This is a genomic window from Streptococcus sp. A23, from assembly GCF_043674155.1.
GTDB classification, from domain to species: Bacteria; Bacillota; Bacilli; order Lactobacillales; family Streptococcaceae; genus Streptococcus; species Streptococcus suis_V.
This window is the reverse complement of record NZ_JBIMJP010000009.1, coordinates 55236-82161: the sequence shown is the minus strand read 5'-3', so window position 1 is coordinate 82161 and position 26926 is coordinate 55236. Positions and strand designations below refer to the sequence as shown.

The 26926-nt window shown below is 41.2% G+C and carries 28 protein-coding genes and 2 pseudogenes; 1 reads left to right on the top strand and 29 read right to left on the bottom strand.

Annotated elements, in window-relative coordinates; genetic code table 11:
• Positions 1-86 precede the first annotated feature (86 nt).
• The 8 genes from ACHBIE_RS06595 to ACHBIE_RS06560 form a co-directional block, all read right to left on the bottom strand.
• Positions 87-875 (bottom strand): enoyl-CoA hydratase/isomerase family protein, encoded by a 789-nt coding sequence (locus tag ACHBIE_RS06595; RefSeq protein ID WP_105110832.1) that lies wholly within the window; start codon positions 873-875, stop codon positions 87-89.
• Between the two features lie 161 nt (positions 876-1036).
• Entirely contained in the window at positions 1037-2242 is a 1206-nt protein-coding gene (locus ACHBIE_RS06590) for an acyl-CoA dehydrogenase family protein (RefSeq protein WP_105161304.1), read from the bottom strand.
• Positions 2243-2256: 14 nt separating this feature from the next.
• Entirely contained in the window at positions 2257-3042 is a 786-nt protein-coding gene (locus ACHBIE_RS06585) for an enoyl-CoA hydratase/isomerase family protein (RefSeq protein ID WP_105161303.1), read from the bottom strand.
• Positions 3043-3055: 13 nt separating this feature from the next.
• Positions 3056-4282 carry a CaiB/BaiF CoA-transferase family protein gene (locus ACHBIE_RS06580; RefSeq protein WP_105110829.1) on the bottom strand — a complete coding sequence of 409 codons (1227 nt, stop codon included), beginning with the start codon at positions 4280-4282 and terminating at the stop codon, positions 3056-3058.
• Positions 4283-4383: 101 nt separating this feature from the next.
• A complete protein-coding gene (locus tag ACHBIE_RS06575) occupies positions 4384-5691 on the bottom strand; it encodes a hypothetical protein (RefSeq protein ID WP_394733007.1) in 1308 nt (435 codons plus the stop codon).
• A gap of 21 nt (positions 5692-5712) precedes the next feature.
• Positions 5713-6888 carry a thiolase family protein gene (locus tag ACHBIE_RS06570; protein ID WP_257117628.1) on the bottom strand — a complete coding sequence of 392 codons (1176 nt, stop codon included), beginning with the start codon at positions 6886-6888 and terminating at the stop codon, positions 5713-5715.
• A 40-nt stretch (positions 6889-6928) separates the two neighbouring features.
• Positions 6929-7789 carry a 3-hydroxyacyl-CoA dehydrogenase family protein gene (locus tag ACHBIE_RS06565; RefSeq protein WP_202850082.1) on the bottom strand — a complete coding sequence of 287 codons (861 nt, stop codon included), beginning with the start codon at positions 7787-7789 and terminating at the stop codon, positions 6929-6931.
• A 79-nt stretch (positions 7790-7868) separates the two neighbouring features.
• Positions 7869-9026 carry a GntP family permease gene (locus ACHBIE_RS06560; RefSeq protein WP_105122723.1) on the bottom strand — a complete coding sequence of 386 codons (1158 nt, stop codon included), beginning with the start codon at positions 9024-9026 and terminating at the stop codon, positions 7869-7871.
• Positions 9027-9410: 384 nt separating this feature from the next.
• Between ACHBIE_RS06560 and ACHBIE_RS06555 the strand changes: the two genes are divergently transcribed.
• Complete coding sequence (locus tag ACHBIE_RS06555; RefSeq protein WP_125266493.1) at positions 9411-10349, top strand: LysR family transcriptional regulator; 939 nt, start codon at positions 9411-9413, stop codon at positions 10347-10349.
• Between the two features lie 147 nt (positions 10350-10496).
• Here ACHBIE_RS06555 and tnpA read toward each other — a convergent pair.
• The 21 genes and pseudogenes from tnpA to lepA all read right to left on the bottom strand — a co-directional run bounded on the left by tnpA (position 10497) and on the right by lepA (position 26684).
• Positions 10497-10968 (bottom strand): annotated as a pseudogene (gene tnpA, locus ACHBIE_RS06550) (IS200/IS605 family transposase).
• Positions 10969-11137: 169 nt separating this feature from the next.
• A complete protein-coding gene (locus tag ACHBIE_RS06545; protein ID WP_394733004.1) occupies positions 11138-11587 on the bottom strand; it encodes a VOC family protein in 450 nt (149 codons plus the stop codon).
• A gap of 229 nt (positions 11588-11816) precedes the next feature.
• Positions 11817-12599 carry an LD-carboxypeptidase LdcB/DacB gene (gene ldcB / locus ACHBIE_RS06540; protein ID WP_394733003.1) on the bottom strand — a complete coding sequence of 261 codons (783 nt, stop codon included), beginning with the start codon at positions 12597-12599 and terminating at the stop codon, positions 11817-11819.
• Positions 12600-12607: 8 nt separating this feature from the next.
• A complete protein-coding gene (locus ACHBIE_RS06535) occupies positions 12608-14194 on the bottom strand; it encodes a hypothetical protein (protein WP_105110822.1) in 1587 nt (528 codons plus the stop codon).
• Positions 14195-14212: 18 nt separating this feature from the next.
• On the bottom strand, positions 14213-15037 hold the full coding sequence (locus ACHBIE_RS06530) for a DUF6574 domain-containing protein (protein WP_394733010.1): 825 nt from the start codon (positions 15035-15037) through the stop codon (positions 14213-14215).
• A 344-nt stretch (positions 15038-15381) separates the two neighbouring features.
• Entirely contained in the window at positions 15382-16065 is a 684-nt protein-coding gene (locus tag ACHBIE_RS06525) for a YjjG family noncanonical pyrimidine nucleotidase (protein ID WP_394733001.1), read from the bottom strand.
• A gap of 81 nt (positions 16066-16146) precedes the next feature.
• A complete protein-coding gene (locus ACHBIE_RS06520; RefSeq protein WP_394732999.1) occupies positions 16147-17184 on the bottom strand; it encodes an ADP-ribosylglycohydrolase family protein in 1038 nt (345 codons plus the stop codon).
• A 163-nt stretch (positions 17185-17347) separates the two neighbouring features.
• Positions 17348-17626: pseudogene (locus ACHBIE_RS06515) on the bottom strand (DUF4176 domain-containing protein); the annotation flags it as partial.
• Positions 17627-17637: 11 nt separating this feature from the next.
• Entirely contained in the window at positions 17638-18525 is an 888-nt protein-coding gene (locus tag ACHBIE_RS06510) for a hypothetical protein (RefSeq protein WP_394732997.1), read from the bottom strand.
• On the bottom strand, positions 18518-18811 hold the full coding sequence (locus ACHBIE_RS06505) for a hypothetical protein (protein ID WP_394732995.1): 294 nt from the start codon (positions 18809-18811) through the stop codon (positions 18518-18520). Before ACHBIE_RS06505 ends, ACHBIE_RS06510 begins: the two co-directional genes overlap by 8 nt.
• Before the next feature lie 15 nt (positions 18812-18826).
• Positions 18827-19315 carry a hypothetical protein gene (locus ACHBIE_RS06500; protein ID WP_394732993.1) on the bottom strand — a complete coding sequence of 163 codons (489 nt, stop codon included), beginning with the start codon at positions 19313-19315 and terminating at the stop codon, positions 18827-18829.
• A gap of 203 nt (positions 19316-19518) precedes the next feature.
• On the bottom strand, positions 19519-19899 hold the full coding sequence (locus ACHBIE_RS06495; RefSeq protein ID WP_105111481.1) for a DUF1433 domain-containing protein: 381 nt from the start codon (positions 19897-19899) through the stop codon (positions 19519-19521).
• Positions 19900-19909: 10 nt separating this feature from the next.
• On the bottom strand, positions 19910-20128 hold the full coding sequence (locus tag ACHBIE_RS06490; protein ID WP_257104682.1) for a hypothetical protein: 219 nt from the start codon (positions 20126-20128) through the stop codon (positions 19910-19912).
• Positions 20129-20524 carry a hypothetical protein gene (locus ACHBIE_RS06485; RefSeq protein ID WP_394732991.1) on the bottom strand — a complete coding sequence of 132 codons (396 nt, stop codon included), beginning with the start codon at positions 20522-20524 and terminating at the stop codon, positions 20129-20131. It lies immediately after the preceding gene.
• Positions 20525-20798: 274 nt separating this feature from the next.
• Positions 20799-21641, bottom strand: a complete 843-nt coding sequence (locus ACHBIE_RS06480; RefSeq protein ID WP_394732990.1) for an aldo/keto reductase — start codon at positions 21639-21641, stop codon at positions 20799-20801.
• 98 nt (positions 21642-21739) lie between these two features.
• Entirely contained in the window at positions 21740-22078 is a 339-nt protein-coding gene (locus tag ACHBIE_RS06475) for a MerR family transcriptional regulator (protein WP_238143453.1), read from the bottom strand.
• A gap of 110 nt (positions 22079-22188) precedes the next feature.
• Positions 22189-23226: an NADH:flavin oxidoreductase/NADH oxidase gene (locus ACHBIE_RS06470; protein WP_394732989.1), complete on the bottom strand. Its 1038-nt coding sequence runs from the start codon at positions 23224-23226 to the stop codon at positions 22189-22191.
• A gap of 110 nt (positions 23227-23336) precedes the next feature.
• Positions 23337-23606, bottom strand: a complete 270-nt coding sequence (locus ACHBIE_RS06465) for a zinc ribbon domain-containing protein (protein WP_172023369.1) — start codon at positions 23604-23606, stop codon at positions 23337-23339.
• A 26-nt stretch (positions 23607-23632) separates the two neighbouring features.
• Positions 23633-24121, bottom strand: a complete 489-nt coding sequence (locus tag ACHBIE_RS06460) for a YkgJ family cysteine cluster protein (protein WP_172023371.1) — start codon at positions 24119-24121, stop codon at positions 23633-23635.
• A gap of 21 nt (positions 24122-24142) precedes the next feature.
• On the bottom strand, positions 24143-24802 hold the full coding sequence (locus ACHBIE_RS06455; protein WP_394732988.1) for a Maf family protein: 660 nt from the start codon (positions 24800-24802) through the stop codon (positions 24143-24145).
• A gap of 49 nt (positions 24803-24851) precedes the next feature.
• Positions 24852-26684 (bottom strand): translation elongation factor 4, encoded by a 1833-nt coding sequence (gene lepA / locus ACHBIE_RS06450; RefSeq protein WP_105110806.1) that lies wholly within the window; start codon positions 26682-26684, stop codon positions 24852-24854.
• Positions 26685-26926: the final 242 nt, after the last annotated feature.

Sequence of the window (26926 nt, the reverse complement as noted above, 5' to 3'; positions counted from 1 at the left end):
ATCTGCCAATCAACCACTGCGCTGAGATGTTGACACAAACTCTGAGAAGCGAGGCTGGACTTTCTGCCCAGCCTCTTTTTCCTTGTTTAATTGACCCTTGTAAAATCTGGTTTTTCCTTGCGTAAAAAGGCTCCTACTGCTTCAAACAGGGCCTGTTCCTTAGAAGACAAATGGGTCTGCATAGCTTCTAATTCGAGAGCAGCTTCCAAATCAGGATAGAAGAATCGATTGAGCCAATCTTTTTGAATTGAAAGGACTTTAAGAGGCGTATTCAATAGGAAGTTAGCAAAATCTAGTGCTTCTTTATCCAAATGCTCATCATCTACAGATTTAGTGATAATTCCTAAATCCATAGCTTCTTCTGCACGGATAATCTGATTCGTTGTAAAATATTGAAATAGTTTTGATGGTCCTATTTGTTTGCCCAAGAGATAAAATAGTCCATTATCTCCGGGTAAACCGATACCATTAAAGGCTGGAACTAACTTGGTTTTCTTTCCAATGATACGGTAGTCACAAGCCATCGCTAGCCCAAATCCTGCTCCAGCCGCTGAACCTTGTACGACAGCAATAACAGGCTTAGGATTATTACGGATTGCCATAACTAATCGACCAGGATTCAGAGTGTGATTCAAGTCAAACGGCTCCCGAGTTTCAAGTAGCTTATTAAATTTGTTTATGTCACCTCCACCAGAAAAAATTTTTCCATTTGCGCGTAAGATGATGATTTTCACTCTTTCATCGTCTGCCAAATTATGAAATGTTTGGATTGTCTCTTCAAACATTGTTTTATCAAATGAATTACCGAATCCCGGCCGATTCAGCGAGATTGTCGCAATAGAATCATGAATGTCTAATTCTATAGTTTTATACATATTTTACCTTTCTAACCTAATATTATATAAACAGGAGGCTGGCAGAACCAACCTCCGACTAGTTATTGATTTAGAAAAATGGTAGTTAGTGATGAAGAGGTAGACCAATAACTAGACTTTGTAAATGAAGGAGAAATAATCTTGGTATCCAATTGATAGGATTAGTTGAAGGCAGCTTCGCCTGTCAGTGAACGTCCGACAATCAAAGAGTTCATTTCATGCGTACCTTCATAAGTATAGATTGCTTCAGCATCTGCAAAGAAGCGGGCAATATCGTAATCAGCTACAATACCATTACCACCGCAAGCTGAACGACCAAGTGCAACGGCTTCGCGCAACATTTCAGCATTATTCAATTTACCGATAGAGGTTGCCACTTCATTGTAATCACCTTTTTCTTGCAGGCGAACAATCGATGCACAAAGTGCCATTGCTGTCGTAAGGTTGGATTTCATCTTAGCTAGCTTTTGTTGAGTCAATTGAAATTGAGACAACTTCTTGCCAAATTGCGCGCGACCATTGACATATTTCAAGGTAGCTTCTAGGGCACCCGCAATTGCACCCGTCGCCATGAAGGATACTCCAGCTCTAGTCGTATAAAGAATACGAGCGATATCTTTGAATGAATTGATTTTTTGTAGACGTTCACTCTCTTCCACCACAACATCTGTCAAAGTAATATCGCAGTTTGGTACAATGCGCAAGGCAATTTTATTTTGGATGACAGAAACTTCTACACCTGGTTGATCTCTGCGAACAATAAAGGCTCTTGGCTTACCAGTCTCAACATCACGCGCATAGACTGGAATGACATCTGCCACATTTGCACCACCAATCCAGCGTTTAGCGCCATTGATAATCCACTTGTCTCCCTCGCGACGAGCAGTTGTTTGCAATCCCCAAGCAACATCAGAACCATGGTCAGGCTCTGTGAGGGCAAAACAGGTTCTCAGTTCATGGTTGGCCAATTTCTTAATATATTTTTCTTTTTGGGCATCGTCTCCACCGTAAAGGAATGAGTAGAAACCAAGCCCTGAGTGAACACCGTTTAGCGTTGCAAGGGATGGGTCGAAACGGGCCATCGTATAGGCGAAGAAGAATTGGAAGATGAGACTTGGAGTATCTGCACCCTCGCGGCCTTCATACAATAGTGGACTATATTTGTATTCCAGGGTTCCCATATCTTCGAAAAATCCTTCTGGTACTGTACAATTCGACCAATGGGTATTCAAATCCTTACGGTATTTAGACTCCAAGAGTTCATAAAGGTTTTCCAAAATTGTCAGTTCACCTTCACTCAAATCTTCGGAGATGCGCAATACATCTTCTGGAAATAGTTTTTTTAACCGTTCTTCTTTAGTTGCCATAGTGATTACTCCTTTTATTCTGATTTAAATTCTGCTTTACGTTTTTCAAGAAAGGCATTGATACCTTCAACCTTATCATTGGTATCAAGTAGGACAGAGAAAGCTAAATTTTCAAATAACAAACCTGAATGAATATCCACATCATTTGCGGAGTTGATGACACGTTTAGCCAGCATAACCGCAATTGGTCCCTTAGCCGTTACCCGTTTTGCTACTTTTTCAGCTACAGTCAATAATTCTGCAGGATCAGCTACTTGCATAATCAATCCACTTGCCACACCTTCTTCGGCTGAAAGAATTCGCCCTCCCAAAATAACCTGTTTTGCAATCGATTCATTGGTCAAGCGCACCAATTTTTGTGTACCACCAGCACCTGGTAAAAGTCCCAAGTTAGTTTCTGGCAAACCGAGCAAGGCAGTTGTAGAAGCAATGCGGATATCACAGAACATTGACAATTCTAAACCTCCACCAAAGGCATAGCCATTGATGGCTGCAATGAAGACTAGGCGTGAATTTTGCATTCCCAATAAGAAGTCGCGAGCAAAGGATGAAAGATTTTCCTTCCCTTTTTTAACCAAGAGATTTTTTACATCTGCACCTGCTGCAAAGGCCTTATCCCCTGCCCCTGTCAAGATGACAGCACGAATGTCTTCTTGATTATTGAGATAATCTACAGTTGCTTTTAGCTCTCTCCAAACTTCTGTAGACAAGGCATTCATAGCCTCTGGACGATTGATAGTCACAATAGCTGTATTGCCTTTTTCTTCCAATAGTAAATATTCTAATTGTGGTTTAGACATAGTTCTTACCCTCCTAAAGTGTTACATTTGAATCAATAAAGGCTTTGAATTCTTCATCAGAATATCCCAAAGCTTTCAGTATTTCTTCTGAATCACGACCAATCCGACCAGTCGGTTGATAAGAATCAAAGGTATCATATTCTGAGAATGATACTGGAAGATTAGGCATAACAGCTGTATTTCCCGATTCAAAGGTAACTTCACGAAGATAATTATTAGCCCAGGCTTGTTCATCTTTAGAAACATCTGCATTGTGTTTCAATACTTCGTAAACAATATCTGCCTCATCAAATAAAGCAGTCCATTCAGCCATTGTCTTGGTTCTAAAGACTTGATAAAGTTTTTCCATCAATTCCTTTAGGGTATCCGGATGAGCTTGCAAGATAGCAATCGTCTCTGTATCTGGATGCTCTGCGTACTCATCTAATCCTAGCAAACGGTAGAAGTCAGGGGCCTGACGTTCATAATTACCGAGGGTAATGATAACCCACTGATCATCTGAAGATTGATAGATATGATTCGTAGGGGAACCTGGGGCCATTTTATGTTTTGGATACTCTGCGCCATACCGCTCTTGTGTGGCCACAACACCTGTAGCATTGTACCAAATACCTGTACCGTACAAGGAAGATGTTAAGAATGTTCCTTTGCCACTAACAGTTCTTCCATACAAAGCACCCATGATTCCCAGGGCGATAACAGATGCGACCGTTGAATCTCCAAAGCCGCCTAAAGGCTTAATAGGAAAGTCGCCTTTTGAGCCCCAGTCAACCATTGCACCCGTTCTTGCCCAAAAGGCTGCCATATCAAAACCTGGTCTGCTTGCTGCTGGCCCTTCATAACCATATCCTGTGAAATGAGCATAAATAATCTTTTCATTGACTGCTTTTACTGTTTCATAAGAAATGTTCATTTTCTCAAGAGATTTCAAACGAACATTCGTAATGAAAACATCTGCTTCTTTAATCAAATCAAATAGAATTTTCAGACCTTCCTTGGTTTTCAAATTCAAAGCCAAGAGTTTTTTGTTTGCGTTTTGAACGGTAAAAAGTGGGTTTTCATCATCAGCTTTTGGTGTTCGGAAACCTGGACCTATGTGACGCCAATCATCTCCTTGCAAACCCTCAATTTTGATAACTTCTGCACCCCAGTCAGCCAGCCATCTGGTTGCCGTAGGAACGGCTATAAACGTTCCTAATTCAACGACTTTTATACCCTCTAAAGGTTTTTTCAAACTCATTATATGTACTCCTTTCAATACATTTTTTTATCCTGTCGAATGTAGAAATATCGACAGACCTGCACAATTACATGTCAAGCTTTTTCCAATGTTATTTAACATCAGACAAATATTCCTAATTTGATAAGAATCATTGCGACGATAATAGAGATAACACCACCCAGAAGCCCTGTCCTAAGGTAGACTACAATCCCTTTGCGATATTCTAATTTTGCTAATTCCATGGCATTATTTACACCTGGCGAATGAGCCGAAATAGATGTAGATGCCGCTATGGCCATAAGACGATGGGAGGTTGCTGCCGTCAGACCAGCTTGCTCAGTAAACATAGCATTTACCTCTGCACCAAAAGAGTTGATAGCACCTGCTCCTGTTGCTGTAATAAAGGATACTAGCGAGATTAGAAGCACACCCTTTGTCATTGGAGAAAAGATATCCAAGCCAGCAGTTACCAAGGCAAATCCAGGAACAACTTTGATAACTGAACCTATAGCTGACGTTGCAGCGACACCAAAAATTGGTGCGTAGGCGGACGATAGAGCTCCTGTAATTGTCTTATCCAAGGCTTTATAACGCTTGAAGAAAAGAATGACACAAAGGATACAGCCAGCTGTAATCGAATACAGTACATCAACTTTAAGGAAACCCGCCAAAGCAATCATGACAACAATTGGAAGAATTGACAACGATACAGAAGGTAAATCTTCATCCGCACTGCTATTTCCAAGTCCTGCATAGAAATTAGCACCAGTTTCATCAAATCCTTCACCACGCTTCTCCGCAACTTTTAAATCATAAACGATAAAGAAAGCTTGATAGGCATAGAAAACTAGTGCACAGATTAGGGAAAGTCCCATACCAGCTGTAATAGGCTGACCTGTAAATTGAGAGGGTGTAATATTGGTCAATTGGAGAGACCCACCGATAAAGAGAGCGCCAATAACAGCCGATCCACCATTGGTATAAAGCCTCCAAGGAATATTAAATTTCTTGAACAGTTCTGCCGATACGTCAATGACCGTATAGACAATGACTAAGCCTGAAACTCCAACATAGGATAGGATGGCATACATAACAGGTACAAACGCAACTGCCCAGAACTTTTGATTCTTCTTCAATTTTGAGATAGCTCTGTAGATGCCCATAGCGATAGACTTTGATGCTCCACCGTCATTGAGCAAACGACCAAAAATGGCACCAGCGGCAAAAATAAGAAAGAAGTTTTGAATAAAGGAAGCAAACCCTGGTGCCCAGGCAGTTTTGAGCAATTCCAACATAGGTAAACCTGATGTCAGAATAATGATAAAAGCGGAGAGTAGTGCTGATAGTACTAGATTAAATCCTTTCGCACATAAGAAAATGAAGAATCCAATCCCAAACAGCATTCCGATAAGACTGATTAGTTCCATAGCACACACACTTTCTAGAAACTAAGTCTCATCTTCGATTAGTTCAATCAGACCAGCAGCGCCCATTCCGCCACCGATACACATGGTAATCAATCCAAGTTTGCCTTTTGTTCGTTTCAATTCTGAAATTGTTTTTGAAATCAAGATAGCACCTGTTGCACCAAGTGGGTGACCAAGGGCGATTGCTCCACCATTTGGATTGACCTTAGCTGGATCAAAGCCCAGAGTATCGATGATTGGAAGGGCTTGAGCTGCGAAGGCTTCGTTCAATTCAATAACATCAATATCGTCTACTTTGACATCCAAGCGATTTAACAAACGTGGTACTGCCTCTATTGGCCCAATTCCCATGATATTTGGATCTACCCCTGCAACATTGAAACCAAGGAATTTGGCAACCGGTTTAATGTTTAATTCCTCTGCCCGCTTACGAGACATAAGAACTACAAATCCTGCACCGTCTGAAACTTGCGATGCCTGTCCAGCTGTTACAGTACCATTTTCTTTAAAGACAGGATTCAAAGCACCTAAAGCTTCCATGGTCGAACCATAACGAATACCTTGGTCATCTTTGAATTCAAACTCATTGCCCTCTAGGTCATTTCCAATCACTGGGATAATTTCGTCAACAAACTTACCAGCTTTTTGAGCAGCCTCTGCACGGTGGTGACTTTCAACAGCGAAAGCATCCATTTGTTCACGGGTCACACCATATTTTTCTGCTACATTTTCTGCTGTAATTCCCATTGGCGTATAAAGACCAGGTTCATTATCTGAAATCCATTGATCACGGGTAGCAGGATTTCCTGTCATTGGCAGTTTGGACATAGATTCCACACCACCAGCTACTACTACGTCTGCTTCACCGGACCAAATCATATTTGCTGCTGTAGAAACCGATTGTAGACCTGATGAACAGAAACGGTTAATCGTTTGAGCAGATACACTATACGGTAAGCCAGCTCTCAGAGCAATGAGACGAGCGACGTTGTTCCCTTGTTCCGCTTCTGGTTTGGCTGTTCCGACAACAACGTCATAGATTTCTTCCTTTGGAAGATTCGGTACTTTTGCTAACACCCCTTCCAAAACCTTGCCGGCAAAATCAACCGGATGTTGTAGGCGCAAGAAACCCTTCTTACCCGCTTTAGCAACAGCTGAGCGACCATAGGCAACAATCACTACTTCTTGTTGAGACATGAATATGTTCCTCCATTTTTATAATATATTTTTTAAAATTTTATTTCGTATATTTATAGAAACCTTCGCCTGTTTTACGGCCCCATTTTTTCTCGTTGTACATTTTCTCCAACAACTCAATACCTGGACGACGCTCTCCAGTTTCATCTTGCTGACGTTTGGCAGCTAGATAGGCTAGGTCAATACCGGTCAAGTCCATCAAGCGGAATGGGCCCATCGGATAATTGAGACCTTTTTCGACAGCTGTATCAATATCTTGATATGATGCGATGCCTTCATCATAGAGTTCCATGGCTTTACGAGAAACAGCACGGAGTACAGAGTTCGCTAAGAATCCATCATTTTCTTTCATAACAAAGACAGGGTCCTTACCAGTATTGCGGGCAAAATCCATTAATCGTTCAACAGTTTCCATAGAAGTGTGTTCGCCTTTGACTACTTCAACCAATTTCATTACCAAAGCTGGATTAAAGTAATGGAAATTAGCCAACAATTCTGGTTCTCTAACAGCATCTTTGAACAAGGAAGACACCATGAAACTAGAGTTTGTAGCAAGAATAGTACCTGGTTTTACCAATTCAGTCACTTCTTTGAAGAAATCAAACTTAATCTGGCGATCCTCAATAATGGCTTCAATGACTAAATCTACATCTTCTACTGCTAATTTTATATCTGGTTCAAAGAATAAAACTTTATTGACATCATCGATATGCTCTTGGGTTAACTTCCCTTTGGCAATGCGTCCATTAAGATAATCGACTGTCCACTCTTTTGCTTTTTCTAAAGCTTCTTCATTCTTATCATTCAAAAAGACTGTATAGCCATAGAGGGCTGAATTCAGGGCAATTTGACGCCCCATTAAGCCTGAACCGATGACAGCAACACGTTTAATTTCACTCATTTTTATTTTCCTCCTAAAGATTGGAAGGTATTTTCACACCCTTCAAGTTTCTCTGTATGTCTAAATAATTTGGTAAAAGTTACCATATACCCATTTGATAAAGCATTGCACCAACAAAGGCACAAATAATTGGAATCACAACTGATGTTACAAAGGTATTTAGATAAGATTCCTTGTGAGTCAAGCGCATAACAGCTAAGGAATTGATAACAACTCCGTTATGCGGTAAAGAATCTAGGCCACCAGCAGAGACAACTGCTAGACGATGAATGACCGGAGCCGGAATTCCCTGATCAAGAAAGCGCTGACCAAAGACCTGCAAGCCAACTCCCAATCCACCTGCTGATGATCCGGTAATTGCGGAAGCAATGTTAACTGCGATGACCAACTGGACTACAGGCGGACCAGGAATCTTATCCAGACCGGAAATGATGTACTGAAAGGCCGGTAGAGCCGCCACCACTGTACCAAACCCAACCACTGAACAAGTAGCTCCTACTGCATTCAAAGTGTTTGTGGTCGCTTTTTGAATAGTAGCAAAAATTCCTTTCAAGTGCTTGTAGAACAGCAGGTAAGTCACTGTAATAGTAATGAGTAGACTAATAGGTGGCGAGAATTTCAAGATATTCATAAAAAGGAACAAGACAATCGAAGGCAAGAAACAAAGCCATAATGGAATATTAGGAATATCTGTCTCAGTTTTGATATCTGACTCTGCAATCCTATAACCAGTCTTATAAAATCCTTCTCCCCTTTTTTGAGCCTGCCTCAAACGAAATTCGATATAGCCGACACCCATTATCAAAGCCAAGACGGCAAGAATTAAGCCAAGTATAGGGGCGGCCATGGTCGTAGTCCCCAGATACTCCGTAGGCATAATATTTTGAATCGAGGGTGTTCCAGGTATCATCGACATAGTAATAACTCCAGCAGCTAATCCATTACATGTGTACATGTGCCAAGGGATATCTAGCTCTTGAAATATTTCCTTAGAAATAGCCACCATTGTAAAGACCAAGACATAGACCGAGATGCCACCATATGATAAGGTCGATGAAATAAAAATCAGGGTCAAAATTGCAACTAGTTGCTCCTTACCTGGAAATTTCCGAGCAAATCCTGCAAAAGTATAAGCAATCACTTTTGCTGCTCCAGAATCTCCCATCATCTGACCAAATACTGCTGAGAAGAAGAAAATGAGCCAGTTTCGCTGAGCAAAATTTGCAAAGCCAGTCATATAATTTTCCTGTATCAGCTCGTTTATATTTCCGCCAGATAAAAGAATCATCGGCAACATACTGATAATACTTAGAAAAAGTATTGGAAAGCCCTTATAAGCAAGGTAAATAAGAAGACTTAACGATAGGAGAACCCCTATCAGACTGATAAGTCCAGGATCCATTGATTTCCTCCATGTTCTAAAAAAATAAGTTTATACCTTTTTATAATTGTTAGTTTGTGAATTATTAAATTATTGGAAGCGCTTCATTTACTTTATAGACAAATTATAATACGATATAGTAACTTTGTGAAATGCCAAAACAGAATGCTTTCCATAACAAAATCATTATGGTAAAATGTTAATATAATTTAAAACAATTAAAAAAATGGAGGTGTATAAATGTCGAGTATTTCTAAAAAAAGCATCATTGAAGCCATCATTTCCTTAGGAAGCATCACAGCTGCTGCCGAATCACTCTATGTAACACAGCCCTATATTTCGAGAATATTAAAAGAAATTGAAGAGGAGTTAGGAGCTAAACTATTTGAACGCCGCTATCGTGAAATGAAATTAACTCAGGCTGGTGAAATTTATTTAGCCTTCTTAGAAAAAGTGGACGTACTTCACAGCGTTATGTTGGATCAATTATCCTCTATTGCCAAAGAAAAAAAGGGACTGTTGCGTATCGGCATCAACCCCATGTTATCTCCTATTTTTCTACCAGCTATTTATCCTATCGTTACAAATACAATGGACAAGGTAGAATTTAAATTCGTTGAAAATACTTCAAAAGTCCTTCTAAATATGCTAAATGAAGGCGATTTAGACCTCCTATTTGGTATCGGAAATGAGGACAGCAACTTTGAAACAATCCACGTTTTTGACTCCAGCATGTGTCTCATCGCTTCCGAATCATCCTCTCTCTTCCAACCAACTAGACAGCGCGAGCTACTAAAAAATTCATTGGATATGAAACAACTTCATAACTTGCCTGTCATATTATTGAATGAACACTATGTTTTTAGAAAAATTATTGATACTGCGTATTTTCAAGAAAACATATCAATCAATTGTATCCATGAAACCTCAAATACGTACACAGCAATTGGCATGGTCAAAAAAGGAATTGGGAATATGTTTCTACCAAAGGTTGTAACTATACCTAGTAACTTTAACAAATGCAGTATTTATGAAATTGCTGAGCCATCCTTCACCATTGAATTTGTCTTTTATCGAAACCCAACTATCCAATCACCGTCCTACCTTGATGAGTTTATTGAGCAAGCTGGCAGGACTCTACATGAACATTATACTCAACCAGTTATGGTTAGTCGCTAGTTATTGATAATATACAAATTAAAACCACCAGTGTGAACTGGTGGTTTGCTCTGCGGCTATAAGCCGCTTTTTCCGGCCAGGGTCAAAGACACACTGAAATGATTTCCTCGCGCACCACTTTCTCGAGCAGGTGCTAAAGTACCTCAGTTACTTCTTCCTATTTGGTTCGCCAGTGAACGGATCTACAGTCTCAAACAAAGTTAACTGATCCGCTACCCTGTCTTCCTGTATTTGATTTTGAATGTATTCTGCAATTATCTTTTGGTTTCGTCCAACCGTATCAACATAATACCCTCGACACCAAAAGATTTGTTTCCATACTTGTATTTTAGATTGGCATGTTTGTCCAAAATCATCAAACTGCTCTTACCTTTCAAGTAGCCCATAAATGTGCGATACTGAGCTTGGGTGGAATACTGACGAGCATGTGGATATGATCAGAACAAGCATTCGCTTCACGAATAGTAACCCCTTTTTTCTCACACAAATCTCGGAGAATCTTTCCGATACTAGCTTTGTACTTGCCATAAATGATTTGGCGACGATATTTGGGGGCAAAAACAATATGATATTTACAATTCCACTTCGTATGTGATAAACTTTCTGTATCCTCTCTCATGAGGTACCTCCTTTGTAATGTGATGTAGTGGCGGGGAAACCACTTCTATCATATCATTTTAGGAGGTCTTTTTAATACCACGCTGGAAGCTCTACGGAACCACTAGCATAGCTAGTGGTTTTCAGGAACCAAAAAAGTTCGGAACATTTGCTCCGAACTTTTTGTGTGTTTAGTTTTCTTCTGCGTAGTATTCCGCCCCATAGCCTTCAACTTCTGCGTTGAATTGCCATGTGATGCCGAATTTGTCCGTAACATTTCCGTAGGCCGGTGACCATGGCACTGCCTGCAACTCCATGATGATGGCTTTAGCATCTACTGACAATTTGTCGTAGAAATCCTTAGCTGTTTCAGCATCATCAGTGGTAAGGGCAACGGTGATGTTGTCGCCTACTGAGTAAGGCATTTCTGGGTTGTTATCAGAAAGCATGAAACGTTGACCGTTTGGCAAGCGGAATTGTGCATTCATCACATGATTTTCCAATTCAGCTGGACAATCTGGCAAGAAATCCTTGAACAAATTTACTTGCTCAACTGTTGCACCGAGGGCATTTTTGTAAAATTCGATGGCTTCCAATCCGTTACCATTGGTTACCAAATATACTTCCATTGCTTTAAACATTATGTTCCTCCAATTATCGTCATATGGTTTATCTTTTATTACTTCGTTAACTCGTCTTGCCTAACTTCAGTTATGCCTGCGACTATTGACGCAGAATACATCTGCTGTATCATTATACCCTTCAACAGTCTCCCAGACTGTTGATGCAAGTACTAAAAGTAAACTAAACGACTTTATAAGATAAACCATCATATCACATCTGATTTGTATGGTCAAATACTTTTTTCTATTATTGATAACCGCCGCCAGCAACGCCGAAATACTCTTCCAGGGTCAGGCCAGAATTGTAAATGTCAGTCGCTTCTTGGCCAATATAACGCAGGTGCCAGGCTTCAGCCATGTAGCCTGTGATGGCTTCTTTTCCAGGCTGATACCGAACGATAAAGCCATAGTTGTGGGCGTTTTTAGCTACCCAGTTGGCTGCGGTCGGCTCTTCTAAGAGATTGCCAGCGCTGTCCATTAGGTCAAATGCTAAGCCTGTCTGATGCTCACTATAGCCTGGACGGGCTGAATAGGTATCGGCAGCAACCTGACCATCACGATTGACATAGGACTGATAGAGCCCAGCCTGGGTCTCGTAAGAACGGAAACCACTATAGGAATGCGATACAGCGAACCCTTGTGCCTGCATGTCTGCAATCAGGCTCTGGAAGGCTACCAAAGCTTGCGGGTCCTCACCTGGAGCGTAGGAAGCTGCCAGAGGATGCTTTTTATTGGCAATGACAACTGGTCCGTATTTCCCTTGGACACTGTAATAAGAGCCGTTGTAGTTTGCATCTGTAGCAATGGTCTCCTCGGCCTGTTCAGACGACGAACTAGCATCGCTACTGTTTTCTGACCCTTCAGCAGTTTCGCTGGTTTCTGATGACACTTCAGTCGTGGTTTGCGCTGTCTTGCTTGAATGACTGGTGTCATTTGATTTACTTGATTCTACCTTGCTTTCTGATTGGCCGCATGCTGTTAAGAGCAGAGCGGAGAGCAAGAGAAAACTCAAGTTTTTTTTATTCATCATTATTTGCCTCACGTTTCACTTACTCCATAAATCAAGAACGAATCACCATTTTGTCTCAGATTAAAGACTTGTTTTTTCGTCAAGGTACTCGATTTACCATTGAGATAAACTTCTCTAAATTGATTATGAACGGTCACGACGTAATTGTCACCATCTTTCTTGACATCCGTCACAGTATAATCAATCGTCGTTTGGTAATCAATATTGGCTCTGGCAACACCGCCACCCTCAATATAGTTTACATATATACGATATACCTCACTTGAGGTATCGAAATATCTGTCAAACTGAACGGTACGGTGGGTAATAGAAGACCGCATTGACTCGATATAGTCATTCATGAAGGTCTGGATTTTTTCCTTGGTTTCCTGCTCCTCTTTGGCCTGAGCTTCCTTGCTTTCCTTAGCTTTTTGAGCGTCCGTCAACTTCTTGCTTTCCTCAGAAGACATGGTCAAATCCGCATAAATTTCGCCAACTGCTGGATCGACCAGAACCTTGGTAGATTCCGTTGTAAATGTTGCGCCCTCAAAATTAAAGCTAACCTTCAAATCAAGATGTTGATTGTCTAGAACTTCAACGCTGTCTGACAGTGATTTGGCAATTTCCTTATCACCAGAGAAGACCTTGATGTCCTTGATAGAGCCGTTATCGACCGGCAGGTGTAGGTTGAGCGTTTTCTGAACAGGCGATAGAGTCATGACAATCCTGTTTTCTTCAGCTTGGCTGAGATTCGGCTGCAAGCTGGTTTCAAAGTCTCCAGATTTGGTTTTGCCCTTAGCCTTGAATTCTTTATTGGCAAAATGATGTTCACCCAAAGACGTTTCTTTGTTGGCTTCAATCTTTTGATCATCAATAGATAATTCAGACAGGTCACTATTGACAAGAATTTCAACCGGATAACTGGTCACTTGGTATTCTGGAAAAAGACCTAATTTACGTCCTTTTTCACGTAATCCGAGCAACTTATTTCCACGTTGGTCGTTAAAAGTATTTTTTCCGCCAGATGCTTCAATGGCATCTAGCTCACTCTTGATATCGACGCCTTCAGAGTTCAAATATTGGATAAAATCCTTAGCCTCTGACTTGGACCACTTGTCATCATTAGAAGATAGGAGGGTCGCAATCTGGTCGTAATCATTGCTGTCAACTGCTGTTTGGAATTCATCAACAGCGATGTCCATTCCAGTCACAGAATCCATATAGTAGTAGCCCGCGCCGAGTGCAAGTAGGGCCACTGCACCCAAGCCAAAGAGAATCTTCTTTTTCTTGCTCTGTGGCTTGGTTTGATAAGTGGTAAAGACAGGTTGTTCCACAAGGACCTGCTCCACCTCTTGAACAGGCTGGGCTGGCGCTACAGGTACTACTTCCGCTACTGGCTGTACAGGCTGGGCTGTTTGAACTGCTTCTGCTACAGTCTCTGCACCATTCTCAGCCACATTTTCTGCAGCTACTTGTTGGTCGCTGTCCAATCCTGCTATGGCCTTGATTTGCTTTAAGTCAAAGTCAACTTCCTTGGCCTTAACAAATTCAGCAGGGGTTGGCTTTCTACCAACAACCTTTTCAAATAAATCAATCCATTTTTCTTTCGTTGCCATATTTCAACTCCTATTTGATTAAAAGAGACTTGACCAGAACATTTGTCCTACGATAGAGGCTGCAATAATTCCTGATACAAAGATAATCAGACCATTTACCAAAATAGCAATAAAGTAGCGATACAAGGAGTCCATCTGTGATGAATTAGTAAAGTTAGCAAGGGCATAGACGCTGGCTGAACCCACGGCAAAGAGGGCTAAAGAGGTCGCAACACCAACCAGAGAGAAAATTCCCAAAACAGCTGACAAGGCCGCAATTGCATAAAGCAATACGTTTACCGCAAACAAACGACCATAATATTCAAGAGTGTAAGCAAATGTATATTGCTGTTCTTTGTAGATAAAGCGTTTCACCACAAATCCTGCCAGGACAATTGAAAAAATAATCAGAGCAATTCCGATAAAGGTCTTAAACAAGATATCCAGTCCAACACTTACTGCAGGTGCGGAAGAACCATAAGCATCGTAGCCATTAGCGCCCTCAAACAGACTACCGAGTTCTGAAGTCAGACTATTTGTAAAGCTATTGACACTGTTTGCCGCCTTAACCATTGGGAAATAAATCGTCAGGGCTGCGAAAAAGGCGATGAGCAAGAGAGAGGTCAAACCGTTATATTTGTGGGTATGGCTGGCAATTGAAGTTGGTTTCTTCCAAGCAGACACAATCCACTCTCTAAACTGCTTGAAGAAGAGACCGAATGCTGATGGTGCAGCTGGCGCTTGTTGTAAGGCCTGCGGATTTACCTGCTGTACCGTTGGCTGTGGCTGTACTTGTTGCGCTTGAGCATTGGTTTGCTGAGCGAAGGCTTGAGCTGGTTCCTGAACTGGTTGCTGGGAAGGAATGTCTACTGGAGCTGAAACAGACTCTACAGTGGACTCTGCATCAACTTTTTCTTCTTGAACAACTTCTTCTGTAGGTATATTTTGATGGCCATCCTCTTAAAATTCTCCAGCGGCAAGAGCAGCTTCAATCTCATGAGCTTCTGGCGAACGACCATTGATAGCTTCAAAATATTCAATCCAATCAATCTTTTTCATATTGTTTCTCCTTTTGTTTTGATAGATTGTGCAGAATACACTAGTTTAGTATAGCATATTTATTGCATTTTTTAAAACTATTTATACAAGATTGTTACAAGAATTTTAAGATTTGAAAAAATGAAAAAAGCAAGCAATGGTCTCGCTGCTTATAAGATATCTATTAATTGCTGGTAGTTGCTGATGGTGTAGGTTGGTGTGAGATGGCTTGTATTTTCTAGGCCAGCTGGATTGTACCAGACTGTATCCATGCCAGCGTTGATACCGCCTTGGATGTCTGCCGTCAGGCTGTCACCAATCATGAGCGCTCTGAACAGGTCAAAACCGGTAATCTGCTCTGCTATTTTTTCATAAAAATCAAGCTCCGGCTTCTGGGTCCCCATCTGCTCAGAGATAAATACTTGCTTGAAATAGCTGCCAATGGGTGAGTGTTTGAGACGATTTTCCTGGATGTAGGTGATGCCGTTGGTCGCGCCATAAATCTGGTAGCCACGCTCCGTCAAGGTCTCAAGCAAATCATCCGCTCCCTCAAAAATCTGTCCTTGACGACCGATAAATTCTTGGTAACGAAGGGCCAACTCAGCTCCGTCTTCCTGCCGTCCGAAATGGGCAAAGGCCCGCGAAAATCGAGTATTGACCAGCTCCTTCTTGGTAATCAAACCCTTTTCCAAGTCCTTCCACATGCCCTGATTGAGCGGACGATAGACATCTTTAAAGGCCTGAATGTCCTCCACTTCCATAAATTCCAGAAACTGAGTGAGGGCAATCTCCTCACCAGTCGCAAAATCCAACAAAGTATGGTCAAGGTCGAAAAGTAGAAATTTGTAGGTCACGATGTTTTTCCTTTCAAAGGCGAATTATTTTATCAAAGGTTAATGAAACTATTATACCATAGAAGTTATTTCTTACCATATTTACCTTATCCTATTTCGAAAATGTGCTTTGAGTCCTTTCTTTTGATACTCTAATTCTTCAAAATAGTGTAGAAAGTCTCTTATTTTTTTATCAATTAATAGTTTATTCGCGATATTATTTATCCATTCTTCTGGTATACTATCAATTTTATACAGAGCACCAGCTAGTGTTCCAGTTATCGCTCCGATTGTATCAGTATCACCACCTAGGTTTACCGCTTTTAGAATAGCTGATTTAAAACTATCTGTCGTGCCTACACACCAAATTACAGCTTTTAGTGTATCTACAACATAGCCTGTAGAAGCTATTTCAGAAGATGGTAATTCTAAAAATTCTTTATTGAATAAGTCTGCATAGTATTCTTCAAACTCTTTCCTGTAAGGGTGAGATTGATCGAAAGATTCTAGAAATATTTTTTTTGTTCCTTTTATTGTATTTTCTAGATTATTATTCAATAACAAGCCAATAAGTATTTGAATATATAAGATTGATGCAACTACAGTTCTTGGATGTCTATGGGTAATTTTTGTATATCTTTCAATTATTTTTACTTTCTTAGGAAAATCAAATTCTTCTTGCAATAGAATCGCTAAAGGGGAAAGCCTCATCAGAGCCCCGTTTCCGTTATCCATTTCAGATTGTCCACCTGCTTCTTCAGGGAAAACACCTGACAAGTAGCGTTCAATAGCCTGATTAGTTCCAATTCCAATATCAAAACAATCACCGTATGGGGTCAAATAGCCATTGCGATAAGCCACAAATTTATCCATTAATGCTGGTAAATCAGAACACTCTGAAAGATGTTCCATTAATGCCAAGGATAAAGAGGTATCATCAGACCAAGTTCCCAAAGGTTGGTTATAAGTTCCATGACCAATCATATCCGTAATATTATAGGTCCCTCTTTCTTTGAACTCAACTGGAACACCTAAAGCATCACCAATAGCTAAGCCATAGATAACCGCCTGTAGCTGTTCTTTCACAGCAAGTAAGCCCATTTGTCTAGAGTCTTCTATCCATTTTTCATGTAACCTCATTGTTTCTCCTTATCTATTTCAGCAATGTCATTTTAATCATAATATCGTTTCCTTTTTCGATAACCTCATTAATCACAAATTTAGAATTTGAATTTAGTAGTAATTCAAGCTCACTCGGATATTGACTTATTTGATTTAACATATTTAGCTATAGCACTTTTGCCTACATTTTTACTTTCTTTACTTCTAACACAGATTCCCAACTTTCATACACTTCCATAAAGCGTTTTTCTTCATCATCTTTATAGCCTTCAAATACAACCTTTTCAATATTTTCGTGGTTGAAGAAAATGGCATCTTCTGGATTGATCCCTTCTGGATAAATTACTCCTACATAATCACTATACACATTCTCCCCATCTGATTCAAAAATAGGACCTCTTCCTACAATCATCAACTTTGTTATTGATTCCTCTAAGTAGATAATACTTCCTAATGGTAATCATTCATTTGTCATTTTAATTTCTCTTTTTGTTTCTTCTTATCTATCATTTTTCCACGCCATTTGCCATACCATTGCTCATTGGAGACTTTAAAGAACTGGCGGTATTCTTTACGGTATTTAAAAAAGTAAAAAACTGCCACAAAATTTTTCAATGTTATACTGGCAACAAATATCATAAGAGCAGTCACGAATAGAAAGGTCCAACCGTACAAAAAGCTGAATATATCTGGTCTAATGTTAGACACTTCTCCAAAATTGAAAGTCCAGCGATTGACAATAGAGAGTAGTAACAGAACACCACCATATTTCTTGATTACAACCATCAGACTCTCTCCCCAATCCTTACCAGCAGGAACCCCTTGGTAAAGCTGTTGTTTTAGCTGTTTTGCGCTAGACTCTACCAAAGATTTCCAGAGATAGATACAGATTAGTAATTGAAGGGCAAATCCAATCCAACCGAATGCCCCTACTGTAAGACCAACTGACATAGGAAGCATTCCTAACACACCAATCAATGTAACAACTATTGAAATCATGACTCCAAATAGTAACTGAAATGCATAGTCTGATTTTGGAAATAAATTTATTATAAGCATGAAGCCTTCCAAAATAATAAACTTTTTTATCCAAGGAGACAGGATTAAATCCATTTGGTGAATAGTTCTGATTGTATACTCACCCAGACTGATTGAATCAACTGAGGTGACGTATGTCGGTAGAGCTACTCCTAACATGTAAAACAAGCCTATCAGAAATGCAACAGGTAAAATTAGGATGAACCTCTTTAACAAACTCATTGAAGATACTAAATCATTACTGTACCGCATGATTTCTGATTTTTTTACAACCTTTTTTGACTGTTCAAACGTTGCGGATAAGAGTCCTTTATTACGCATGTTTTAAACCTCCGCCAAACCAACTTGCTACCGTATTCCAAGTACCTTTCACTGCTTTACCTAGTCCATTCTTAACGGCATCATAGCCATCATCCAAAACAGCAGCCTTTGGATTAGAAAGTAATCTAATTTTTTCCCTAAGCTCCTTTTGCTCAAATTTTTGAGTTTGGAAATAGTGCTCACTTGTCGGCCAATATAAACCAGAAACATCAAACAAACCAAAAGGAGCAAAATTCGAAAATTCACCAAAAGGTTCATTGATTTTATAAAATTTAATATTTTCCATACTTATTTTAACAAATTATAAAACATCATCTCGGTCTAAAGAATATTTATTTATAAAATTGTCTACAAAATCTTTATCATAAAGGTTTATTATCTTCAAATCACTTTTTATTCTCCATAAGAAATTCTCTTGCTCCAAAGTTATTTTTTCGAGATTTTGTTTTATCAATTCTATAAGCTCTTGACGTGTACTAGAAAGTTGTAAAAATGTAATCAAAGGATCTAAATCATACATCTCTAGGAATGAATCCTGAATAATTTTTTTTATATATAGATTAACTTTGACTTCTATCTCTTTATCCTCTCCTGCGCCCTTATTTATCCAAAATAATATCAAGTTATCCAAGATATGTTTATAGGTTTCATCATATCCATATAATCTATTGACTATAAAACCTCTGAGTAAACCTTTATCAAAAAGTTCTGTTAAGCAATTGAAACCACTATCGTATCCCCAAGCAGTTAATAACATAGAGATTTCAAAGACATACTCTCCTTGTTGCAATAACTCCTCCAATTGTCTTACTCTAGTAGATGAGATATCCTCTTGTTCTAGTTCAGAAGCATCTATGGCATAATCCGCCCCTTCTGGTATCTCATATAATAATTTTCTAATGTACTCTTTTCAATTGGAAAAGCCTCTTTGCCACTATCTACCGTATAAACCTTGTCAGCAATCCTATTATAATCTTTATGTGTTATCATTCTCTATTCCTCAAAATAAACTTTCTGTATTTTTGAAGTATTTATATCTTCCTCCCCATTTTTCAGATGTAACTCTTTTCCTTTACTTCTAGAAATATGTTCAGTTACATCTATTTCTCCCCCGAATCCATTAAGGCTAAAGGTTATATAATAAATGTCATTAACAATCGCATCACTACTCCATGTACCTGTAGTATTATTCTTTTCAAAATTTATAAACTCAATTTTTTCAACACCTTCATAATTCTGAGCTAAATACTCCACCATTCTATCCTGCTCTTCTTTATACTTCACTTCTTTATTGCTCTCAGCCATTCCACATCCTCCTAATATTAAAATGGTCATTGCGACTACTAAACTAATAAAAATTCTTCGTTTTTTCATTTTATATCTCCTAATCACAGTTAATCACTGGAGCAACTGCCATGGCCTGCATGCCGTTAGCCTGATTGTCTTCAACTTGGAGGACTTGGAAGTTCTGTGATAATCCTCTGATATCTCTAGTATCTAATATCTCACCTTTTAAAAGGGTAAACGGTTTGTCAGATTTATTCGTATCTATCCAATAGGAAACATTTGATAGAATCTTACTGTCTTGAGTTGTTGTTAACATTTACTTTTGCTCCCAAAGTTTAATAGTCAAATCATCATTTTGAAGAATTTGTTCAGAATGGACAAGGTCAATATAATCACTTCCATAAGCCCATATCTCACCGGTCTGTTCCTTAACTGAAGCTCCAACTTTCCATTCACTATTATCATTTATGTAAAATTTATATGTAACATTTCCAGTTGCATCGTTTGAAACGACCGGTTCCTGATAAAAGGTAATCGTTGTGATTTCATTTTTATCTGGCGCAAAATATTTTGACGAAAAATCTTTAGCTATCTTTTTTGCAATTTGTCTCTCTTCCTTCAATGTTTCTTTCTGAGAAGTCATACCACACCCTCCTAAAATTAAAATCATTAGTGTTGCTAAAATACTGATAAGTAATCGGCTTCTTTTCATTTGATTTAACCCCTGTCCTTTTCAACTCATTTGTATTTATATTTTACCATACTGTTGCGGGATTTGGTTTCAGGAACAAGAATTTGGTTGATACATCTCCAAAATGCAAACAAGTCCTCAAAATCAAAGACTTCATGGGCTTTTCATTCTATAGTTGTATCAATCAACTTCTCCCCTTTTCCAAAAATAGGTCGGTCACGCGCATTCTCCTTGGATTGGTCTACAGACCGTGCTCGCACAAAAAACAGCCAACTTTCGTCAGCTGTTGAGTTTCTTAAAAATTCACATTGTCTGGATCAGATTGGACGCTGACGCCTTCAACACTATCCAAGGTCGCCACATCATCTGCCGACAATTCAAAGTCAAAGATGTTCAAATTGCTTTCAATATTGGCTGGTGTGACAGATTTTGGTAGAGGCAAGAATCCTTTTTGCAGGCTCCAACGTAATGCCACTTGGGCAACAGATTTGCCAGTCTTTTCAGCAATTTCTTGCACTACTTTATTCTTGAAGATGCTGCCTGTTCCCAGTGGACTATAGGCTTCAAGAAGAATGTCGTGCTCACGGCAGAAGGCTGCTAATTCTTCCTGCGTGCAACCCGGTGCCAAGAGAACTTGGTTGACCTGTGGCTTGATTTCAGCTGTTTCAAACAAGGCTTCCAGGTGATGGATCATAAAATTGGATACACCGATAGCGCGGACCTTGCCTGCCTTGTAGGCTTCCTCCATGGCCTTCCAGGCACCAGCATTTCCAGCCTTCCAGGCATCATTCTCACGGAGCGCCTTTGGATTTGGCCAGTGAATCAAGAGCAAGTCAAGATAGTCAACGCCTAATTTTTCCAGCGATTCCTCAATCGACGCCTTAGCAAGCTCATAATCGTGCTTGTCGTTCCAGACCTTTGTCGTCAGGAAAATATCCTCACGCGCCAGGTCACTATCTGCGATGGCACGACCAACACTGCGCTCATTTCCATAAATCTGCGCCGTATCGACATGCGTGTAGCCAACCTTGAGGGCGTGCGCCACACTCTTGTAGGCATCATCGCCTTCTTTAATCTGCCAAGTACCAAAACCAATCTTTGGAATCTTGACACCATTTGAAAGTGTATAGTTTTCCATGTTTCCTCCTTTTTGAAACACTAGGACTCTGCGTCCTTTCTTCGTATATCGTAGTAGGCATCTGTCCGCTCATTTGCCGAAATTCCCTGAGCTTCTAGCTAGGCTAACTGCTGATGGATCTCGATTTTCTTGACCAGATAGGCATGGGTCTCCTGCAAGGCCGCAATCTGAGCCTCCAGCTGGGCCTGCGTTTTCTTGAGCAAGTCCGACGACAGGGCAAGATTGTGGAACTCCGCCAAAATCTCCTGGATATCCTCCAAGGGCATTCCCACACGGCGATAGTGGACAATGGCCTTGAGCCGGTCAATGCTCCGCTCATCAAACTGACGGATACCCCGCTCATTTCTAGGAATCTCCACCATTCCCTCTTTCTCATAAAAACGGATGGTCGGCGCTGAAATCCCCAGCAACTCCGAAATTTCTTTAATCGTGGACATAGCTGCCTCCATCACTATTGTATCGACTTAAACCTACTTTTAGTCAAGTCTGAGGTTTATTTTTTTGAAAAATAGCCTGTGAATTCAACTGTATCATTCCCAGAAAGCCCCTACTTGACCTGACCACGTTGGTAAGAGGCATTGTAGACTTGAAAATCATGGTCGTGCAGGACCTCGGCCGCCTCTGCCAACCAATTGACATTACGAATGAGACCACGACCGACTTGGATCAAATCAGCCTGGCCATTTTGCAAGATATATTCTCCCAACTCTGGACTATTAAGCAAGCCAACAGCTGTAACTGGAATACTGACAACTTCTTTGATTTTGGCAGAAAAACCAGCCTGATAACCACCATAGATTGGAATATTTGGTCGCGTATCCATGACACCGCCAGTTGAGATATCCAGGCAAGCCACGCCCAGTTCTTCCAACCATTTAGCAATTTGTTGGTAATCTTGGAGTGTATTTTGCTGGCCAGTCTCATCGTAGGCGGTCACTGACAAGCGCACCCAAACTGGACCAGTAAAGACAGCTTTCACACCTTCGATAATTTCTTTCAAGAAACGGAATCGATTTTCCAGACTACCACCGTAGGCATCCGTCCGCTGATTGGTCAAGGGTTCCAGAAATTGATTGACTAAATAGCCATGCGCCCCGTGAATTTCAATCATGTCGTAGCCAGCCTGAGCTGCACGCGCCGCAGCCGCCACAAAAGCAGACTGAACACGCTCAATATCTTCAAGGGTCATTTCCTGCGGTACCTTGTAATCTTGGTTAAAGGCAAGAGCAGTCGGAGCAAGGGGCAGTTCCGCATCCTTGGCCTTACGGCCACCATGACTGAGCTGGATACCGACCTTACTTCCGAAAGCCTTCAATTCCGAAACTAATTTGGCTAGAGCCTGTGCCTGTTCATCTGTCCAAATGCCCAAGTCATGCTTAGATAACCGACCATCTGGTTCTACAGCCGTCGCTTCTTGGATAATCAGGCCAACTCCGCCGATAGCACGCGCGCCATAGTGGGCATGATGGAAGGCCGTTGGCAACCCATCTTCAGCCTTGACTTCGTACATACACATAGGTGGCATGACCACACGATTTTTGAGCGACAAACCAGCAATCTCAACCGGTGACAATAATAATGACATAACTACCTCCTCTTACCTGAACTCAACAAATACTATTATAGCACTAATTAGAATAAAAATCAGAATATGAACACGACAGAAAAATCCTCTGACTATTGTCAGAGGACTCACTAAGCTTTCCAGCGTTTGGTTTTCTTGAGCATCATAGGATAGCTGGCCTTCATTAACCATTTGATAAAGGCATTTCCTTGACCATTTGAAATAGCAGTTTTGCCCTTAGCTAACATTTCTTCAAAACTGATGTCTGGCTCTACAAAACGACCGTTGACATAACAATAAGAGCAATAGATAGACGATTTCGTCCCATCTTTCTCACTTCCACGAACATCTAGGCCATGTAAATTCAAAGGCATAGCACAAGACTGACAAAATTTTTCCATAGTATTTCCTTTCGATGAATTCTTTCTTACACTCTCTCCTTCAACCGCTCCACAAAAAGATAGGCTGCTGGGCAAATGAGCGTGTTTTTCAAGGTCAGATGGTTAATCTGATAGAAACGCTTTCGGTCGGTATGGGGAAAGGCTGCGCAGGCCTTGGGACGGGCGTCATAGACGTCACAGAGATTGTCAGGGCCCAGAAATGGACAGGGCATGGACTGGAAGACCTTGTCGCCATCCTCATCCACCCGTAGATAGGTGGACTCAAAGGTCGACAATTTCATCCGAAAGAGCTTGGCCATGCGGGTAATATCCGCCTCCGTCAAGTCTGGTCCTAAATCCTTGCAACAATTGGCACATTGGGTGCAGTCAATTTCTTGGAAGACTTCGTCGTGCAATTCCTTGACAATTATATCTAAATTTTTCGGTGGCTTTTTCTTCAAGCTAGCCAAAAATTTGCGGTGCTCTCCCTGTTTTTGCAGGGCCAGCTGCCGGTACTTCTCAATATCTAAGCTCATAAACTTCCTTTTCTCAATGGTCTAAAGTGCTCTGCTATTTTCCAAAGCCTTTGTAGAAAAAATCCTACGGGAAACCTCAGCGACGGGTAGGCCAATGATGGTATGAATGTCACCTGAAATCCCGGCCACAAAGCGTGGGTCCAGCTCCTGAATACCGTAGGCACCAGCCTTGTCCAGGGGCTGCTTGTCATGGATGTAGGTCTGGATAGGCTCCTCAAGCGCCGGGTAATAGTCGACAAAGTCAATCTCTGCCACAGTGTAAAAGACATCCAATGAATCCGCAGTGCGTAGGCAGACCGAGGTCACAACCTGATGGGTCTTGCCGAAATAAGAGCGCAACATGGCCTCAGCCTCCGCCAAATCAAGCGGTTTATTAAAAATTCGGTCGTCCGCCACCACAATGGTGTCCGCTGAAATGTAGAGCTTACCCGGCTCCAGAGGCAGGTCAGACTTGGCCTTGGAAATTTCACAACAGGTCTTGGCGGCCCGGGTCAGAAAATCATCCGCAGCGAATTCAGCCATAAACTGTTCTTCAATCCTGCGTTCATCAACTTCTACCGACTGGATTTCTGGCGCTAAAAATTGCAAAAGCTCTTTTCTGCGGGGCGAGTTGCTGAGCAGGACATAGGAGTCAATTTGTCCTGCTTGGCCTTGACTTTGGTAATCGAAAATTGTTTTCATTGCTCAACCTATAGGAAAGGGGCTAGGCATCTGCCCAGCCCTTCCTGACTTATTTTTTATCATCTTCATCCATGCTGAGGACGCTGAGGAAGGCCTCTTGTGGTACTTCGACAGAACCGATGGCTTTCATGCGTTTCTTACCGGCCTTTTGTTTTTCTAGGAGTTTGCGTTTACGGGAAACGTCACCACCGTAACACTTGGCCAAAACGTTTTTGCGGAGGGCCTTAATGTCGCTACGGGCCACGATTTTTTGACCGATAGCGGCTTGGATTGGCACCTCAAATTGTTGACGTGGAATGATTTTCTTGAGCTTGTCCACGATGATTTTCCCACGTTCGTAGGCAAATTCCTTGTGGACGATAAAGCTGAGGGCATCGACCTTGTCGCCATTGAGGAGAATATCCATTTTCACCAGTTTAGATGAGCGGTATTCAGAAATCTCGTAGTCAAAGCTCGCATAGCCGCGGGTTGAGGACTTAAGCTTGTCAAAGAAATCAAAGACAATTTCAGCCAGCGGGATTTGGTAAATGACATTGACACGATTATCATCGATGTAATCCATAGTCACAAAGTCACCGCGTTTGCGTTGGGCCAATTCCATGACTGCACCGACATATTCCTGCGGTACCATGATTTGTGCCTTGACGTAAGGCTCTTCGATAGTGGCGATCTTGGTTGGGTCTGGAAACTCAGATGGGTTGGCCACATCGATCGACTCACCGTCTGTCATATTGACATGGTAAACCACCGACGGCGCTGTCATGATCAGGTCAATGTTGAATTCCCGCTCAATCCGTTCTTGGATAACATCCATGTGCAGCAGTCCCAAGAAACCACAGCGGAAACCAAATCCAAGGGCCTGCGAAGTTTCAGGCTCAAATTGCAGACTCGCATCATTGAGCTGGAGTTTTTCCAAGGCCTCACGCAAGTCATTGTACTTGTTGGAATCAATCGGATAGATACCAGCAAAGACCATTGGGTTCATCTGTTTGTAGCCAGCCAAGGGTTCAGAGGCAGGATTGTCAGCTAAGGTCACCGTATCACCGACACGGGTATCCGCAACCGTCTTGATGGAGGCCGCAATATAACCTACGTCACCCGTTGCCAGGTAGTCACGCCCCATGGCTTTGGGTGTGAAAATTCCCACTTCTGTCACGTCAAAGGTCTTGCCATTGGACATCATTTGAATGGTGTCGCCGGGCTTGACCACACCATTGACAATGCGGACCTGCAAAATAACACCGCGGTATGGGTCGTAAACAGAGTCGAAAATCAATGCTTGAAGGGGCGCCTCGACATCACCAGTTGGTGCAGGCACTTTTTCAACGATTTGCTCAAGGATTTCCTCGATGCCAATACCCGCTTTTGCGGACGTCAAGACAGCCTCTGAGGCGTCCAGTCCGATTACATCTTCGATTTCATGACGGACACGTTCTGGGTCAGCCGCTGGCAAGTCAATCTTGTTGATAATGGGCAGGATTTCCAAATCATTGTCCAGGGCCAGATAAACGTTGGCCAAGGTCTGAGCCTCAATACCTTGAGCAGCATCGACCACCAAAATCGCACCTTCACAGGCTGCCAAAGACCGAGAAACTTCATAGGTAAAGTCAACGTGCCCCGGTGTGTCAATCAGGTGGAAGGTATAGGTCTCACCATCCTTGGCCTTGTAATTGAGCTGGACAGCATTGAGCTTGATGGTAATGCCACGCTCACGCTCCAAATCCATGCTGTCTAGGAGCTGGGCCTGCATTTCACGGCTAGAAACTGTCTCTGTTTTTTCCAAAATACGGTCAGCCAGCGTTGATTTCCCATGGTCAATATGGGCAATGATAGAGAAGTTACGAATCTTCTCCTGTCGTTTTTTCAAATCTTCTAAATTCATCATTCATCCTTTAAGGGTAATACTCTTCATTATATCAATTCATTATAGTTTTGGCAAGAAAGCTACTGTCTTCAAGCCTAAAGTACCAGCTTTGGCGAATAGCTCCGATATGCTCTAAAACAGGCAAAGAATAGAACATTTACTCAACTTCTGCTATTATTTCTTTGTGCTATGCTTGTTCATAACCCTACTCCTTTCTATTTTGGGTACAAGAAAAGCACTCGAATACTCGAATGCTTAAT

Excerpts from the sequence above, each read along its gene's own strand:
- ACHBIE_RS06595 (WP_105110832.1), bottom strand. The coding sequence starts at position 875 with ATGTATAAAACTATAGAATTAGACATTCATGATTCTATTGCGACAATC.
- ACHBIE_RS06590 (WP_105161304.1), bottom strand. The coding sequence starts at position 2,242 with ATGGCAACTAAAGAAGAACGGTTAAAAAAACTATTTCCAGAAGATGTA.
- ACHBIE_RS06585 (WP_105161303.1), bottom strand. The coding sequence starts at position 3,042 with ATGTCTAAACCACAATTAGAATATTTACTATTGGAAGAAAAAGGCAAT.
- ACHBIE_RS06580 (WP_105110829.1), bottom strand. The coding sequence starts at position 4,282 with ATGAGTTTGAAAAAACCTTTAGAGGGTATAAAAGTCGTTGAATTAGGA.
- ACHBIE_RS06575 (WP_394733007.1), bottom strand. The coding sequence starts at position 5,691 with ATGGAACTAATCAGTCTTATCGGAATGCTGTTTGGGATTGGATTCTTC.
- ACHBIE_RS06570 (WP_257117628.1), bottom strand. The coding sequence starts at position 6,888 with ATGTCTCAACAAGAAGTAGTGATTGTTGCCTATGGTCGCTCAGCTGTT.
- ACHBIE_RS06565 (WP_202850082.1), bottom strand. The coding sequence starts at position 7,789 with ATGAGTGAAATTAAACGTGTTGCTGTCATCGGTTCAGGCTTAATGGGG.
- ACHBIE_RS06560 (WP_105122723.1), bottom strand. The coding sequence starts at position 9,026 with ATGACTGGCTTTGCAAATTTTGCTCAGCGAAACTGGCTCATTTTCTTC.
- ACHBIE_RS06555 (WP_125266493.1), top strand. The coding sequence starts at position 9,411 with ATGTCGAGTATTTCTAAAAAAAGCATCATTGAAGCCATCATTTCCTTA.
- ACHBIE_RS06545 (WP_394733004.1), bottom strand. The coding sequence starts at position 11,587 with ATGTTTAAAGCAATGGAAGTATATTTGGTAACCAATGGTAACGGATTG.
- ldcB (WP_394733003.1), bottom strand. The coding sequence starts at position 12,599 with ATGATGAATAAAAAAAACTTGAGTTTTCTCTTGCTCTCCGCTCTGCTC.
- ACHBIE_RS06535 (WP_105110822.1), bottom strand. The coding sequence starts at position 14,194 with ATGGCAACGAAAGAAAAATGGATTGATTTATTTGAAAAGGTTGTTGGT.
- ACHBIE_RS06520 (WP_394732999.1), bottom strand. The coding sequence starts at position 17,184 with ATGAGGTTACATGAAAAATGGATAGAAGACTCTAGACAAATGGGCTTA.
- ACHBIE_RS06510 (WP_394732997.1), bottom strand. The coding sequence starts at position 18,525 with ATGCGTAATAAAGGACTCTTATCCGCAACGTTTGAACAGTCAAAAAAG.
- ACHBIE_RS06505 (WP_394732995.1), bottom strand. The coding sequence starts at position 18,811 with ATGGAAAATATTAAATTTTATAAAATCAATGAACCTTTTGGTGAATTT.
- ACHBIE_RS06495 (WP_105111481.1), bottom strand. The coding sequence starts at position 19,899 with ATGAAAAAACGAAGAATTTTTATTAGTTTAGTAGTCGCAATGACCATT.
- ACHBIE_RS06490 (WP_257104682.1), bottom strand. The coding sequence starts at position 20,128 with ATGTTAACAACAACTCAAGACAGTAAGATTCTATCAAATGTTTCCTAT.
- ACHBIE_RS06485 (WP_394732991.1), bottom strand. The coding sequence starts at position 20,524 with ATGAAAAGAAGCCGATTACTTATCAGTATTTTAGCAACACTAATGATT.
- ACHBIE_RS06480 (WP_394732990.1), bottom strand. The coding sequence starts at position 21,641 with ATGGAAAACTATACACTTTCAAATGGTGTCAAGATTCCAAAGATTGGT.
- ACHBIE_RS06475 (WP_238143453.1), bottom strand. The coding sequence starts at position 22,078 with ATGTCCACGATTAAAGAAATTTCGGAGTTGCTGGGGATTTCAGCGCCG.
- ACHBIE_RS06470 (WP_394732989.1), bottom strand. The coding sequence starts at position 23,226 with ATGTCATTATTATTGTCACCGGTTGAGATTGCTGGTTTGTCGCTCAAA.
- ACHBIE_RS06465 (WP_172023369.1), bottom strand. The coding sequence starts at position 23,606 with ATGGAAAAATTTTGTCAGTCTTGTGCTATGCCTTTGAATTTACATGGC.
- ACHBIE_RS06460 (WP_172023371.1), bottom strand. The coding sequence starts at position 24,121 with ATGAGCTTAGATATTGAGAAGTACCGGCAGCTGGCCCTGCAAAAACAG.
- ACHBIE_RS06455 (WP_394732988.1), bottom strand. The coding sequence starts at position 24,802 with ATGAAAACAATTTTCGATTACCAAAGTCAAGGCCAAGCAGGACAAATT.
- lepA (WP_105110806.1), bottom strand. The coding sequence starts at position 26,684 with ATGAATTTAGAAGATTTGAAAAAACGACAGGAGAAGATTCGTAACTTC.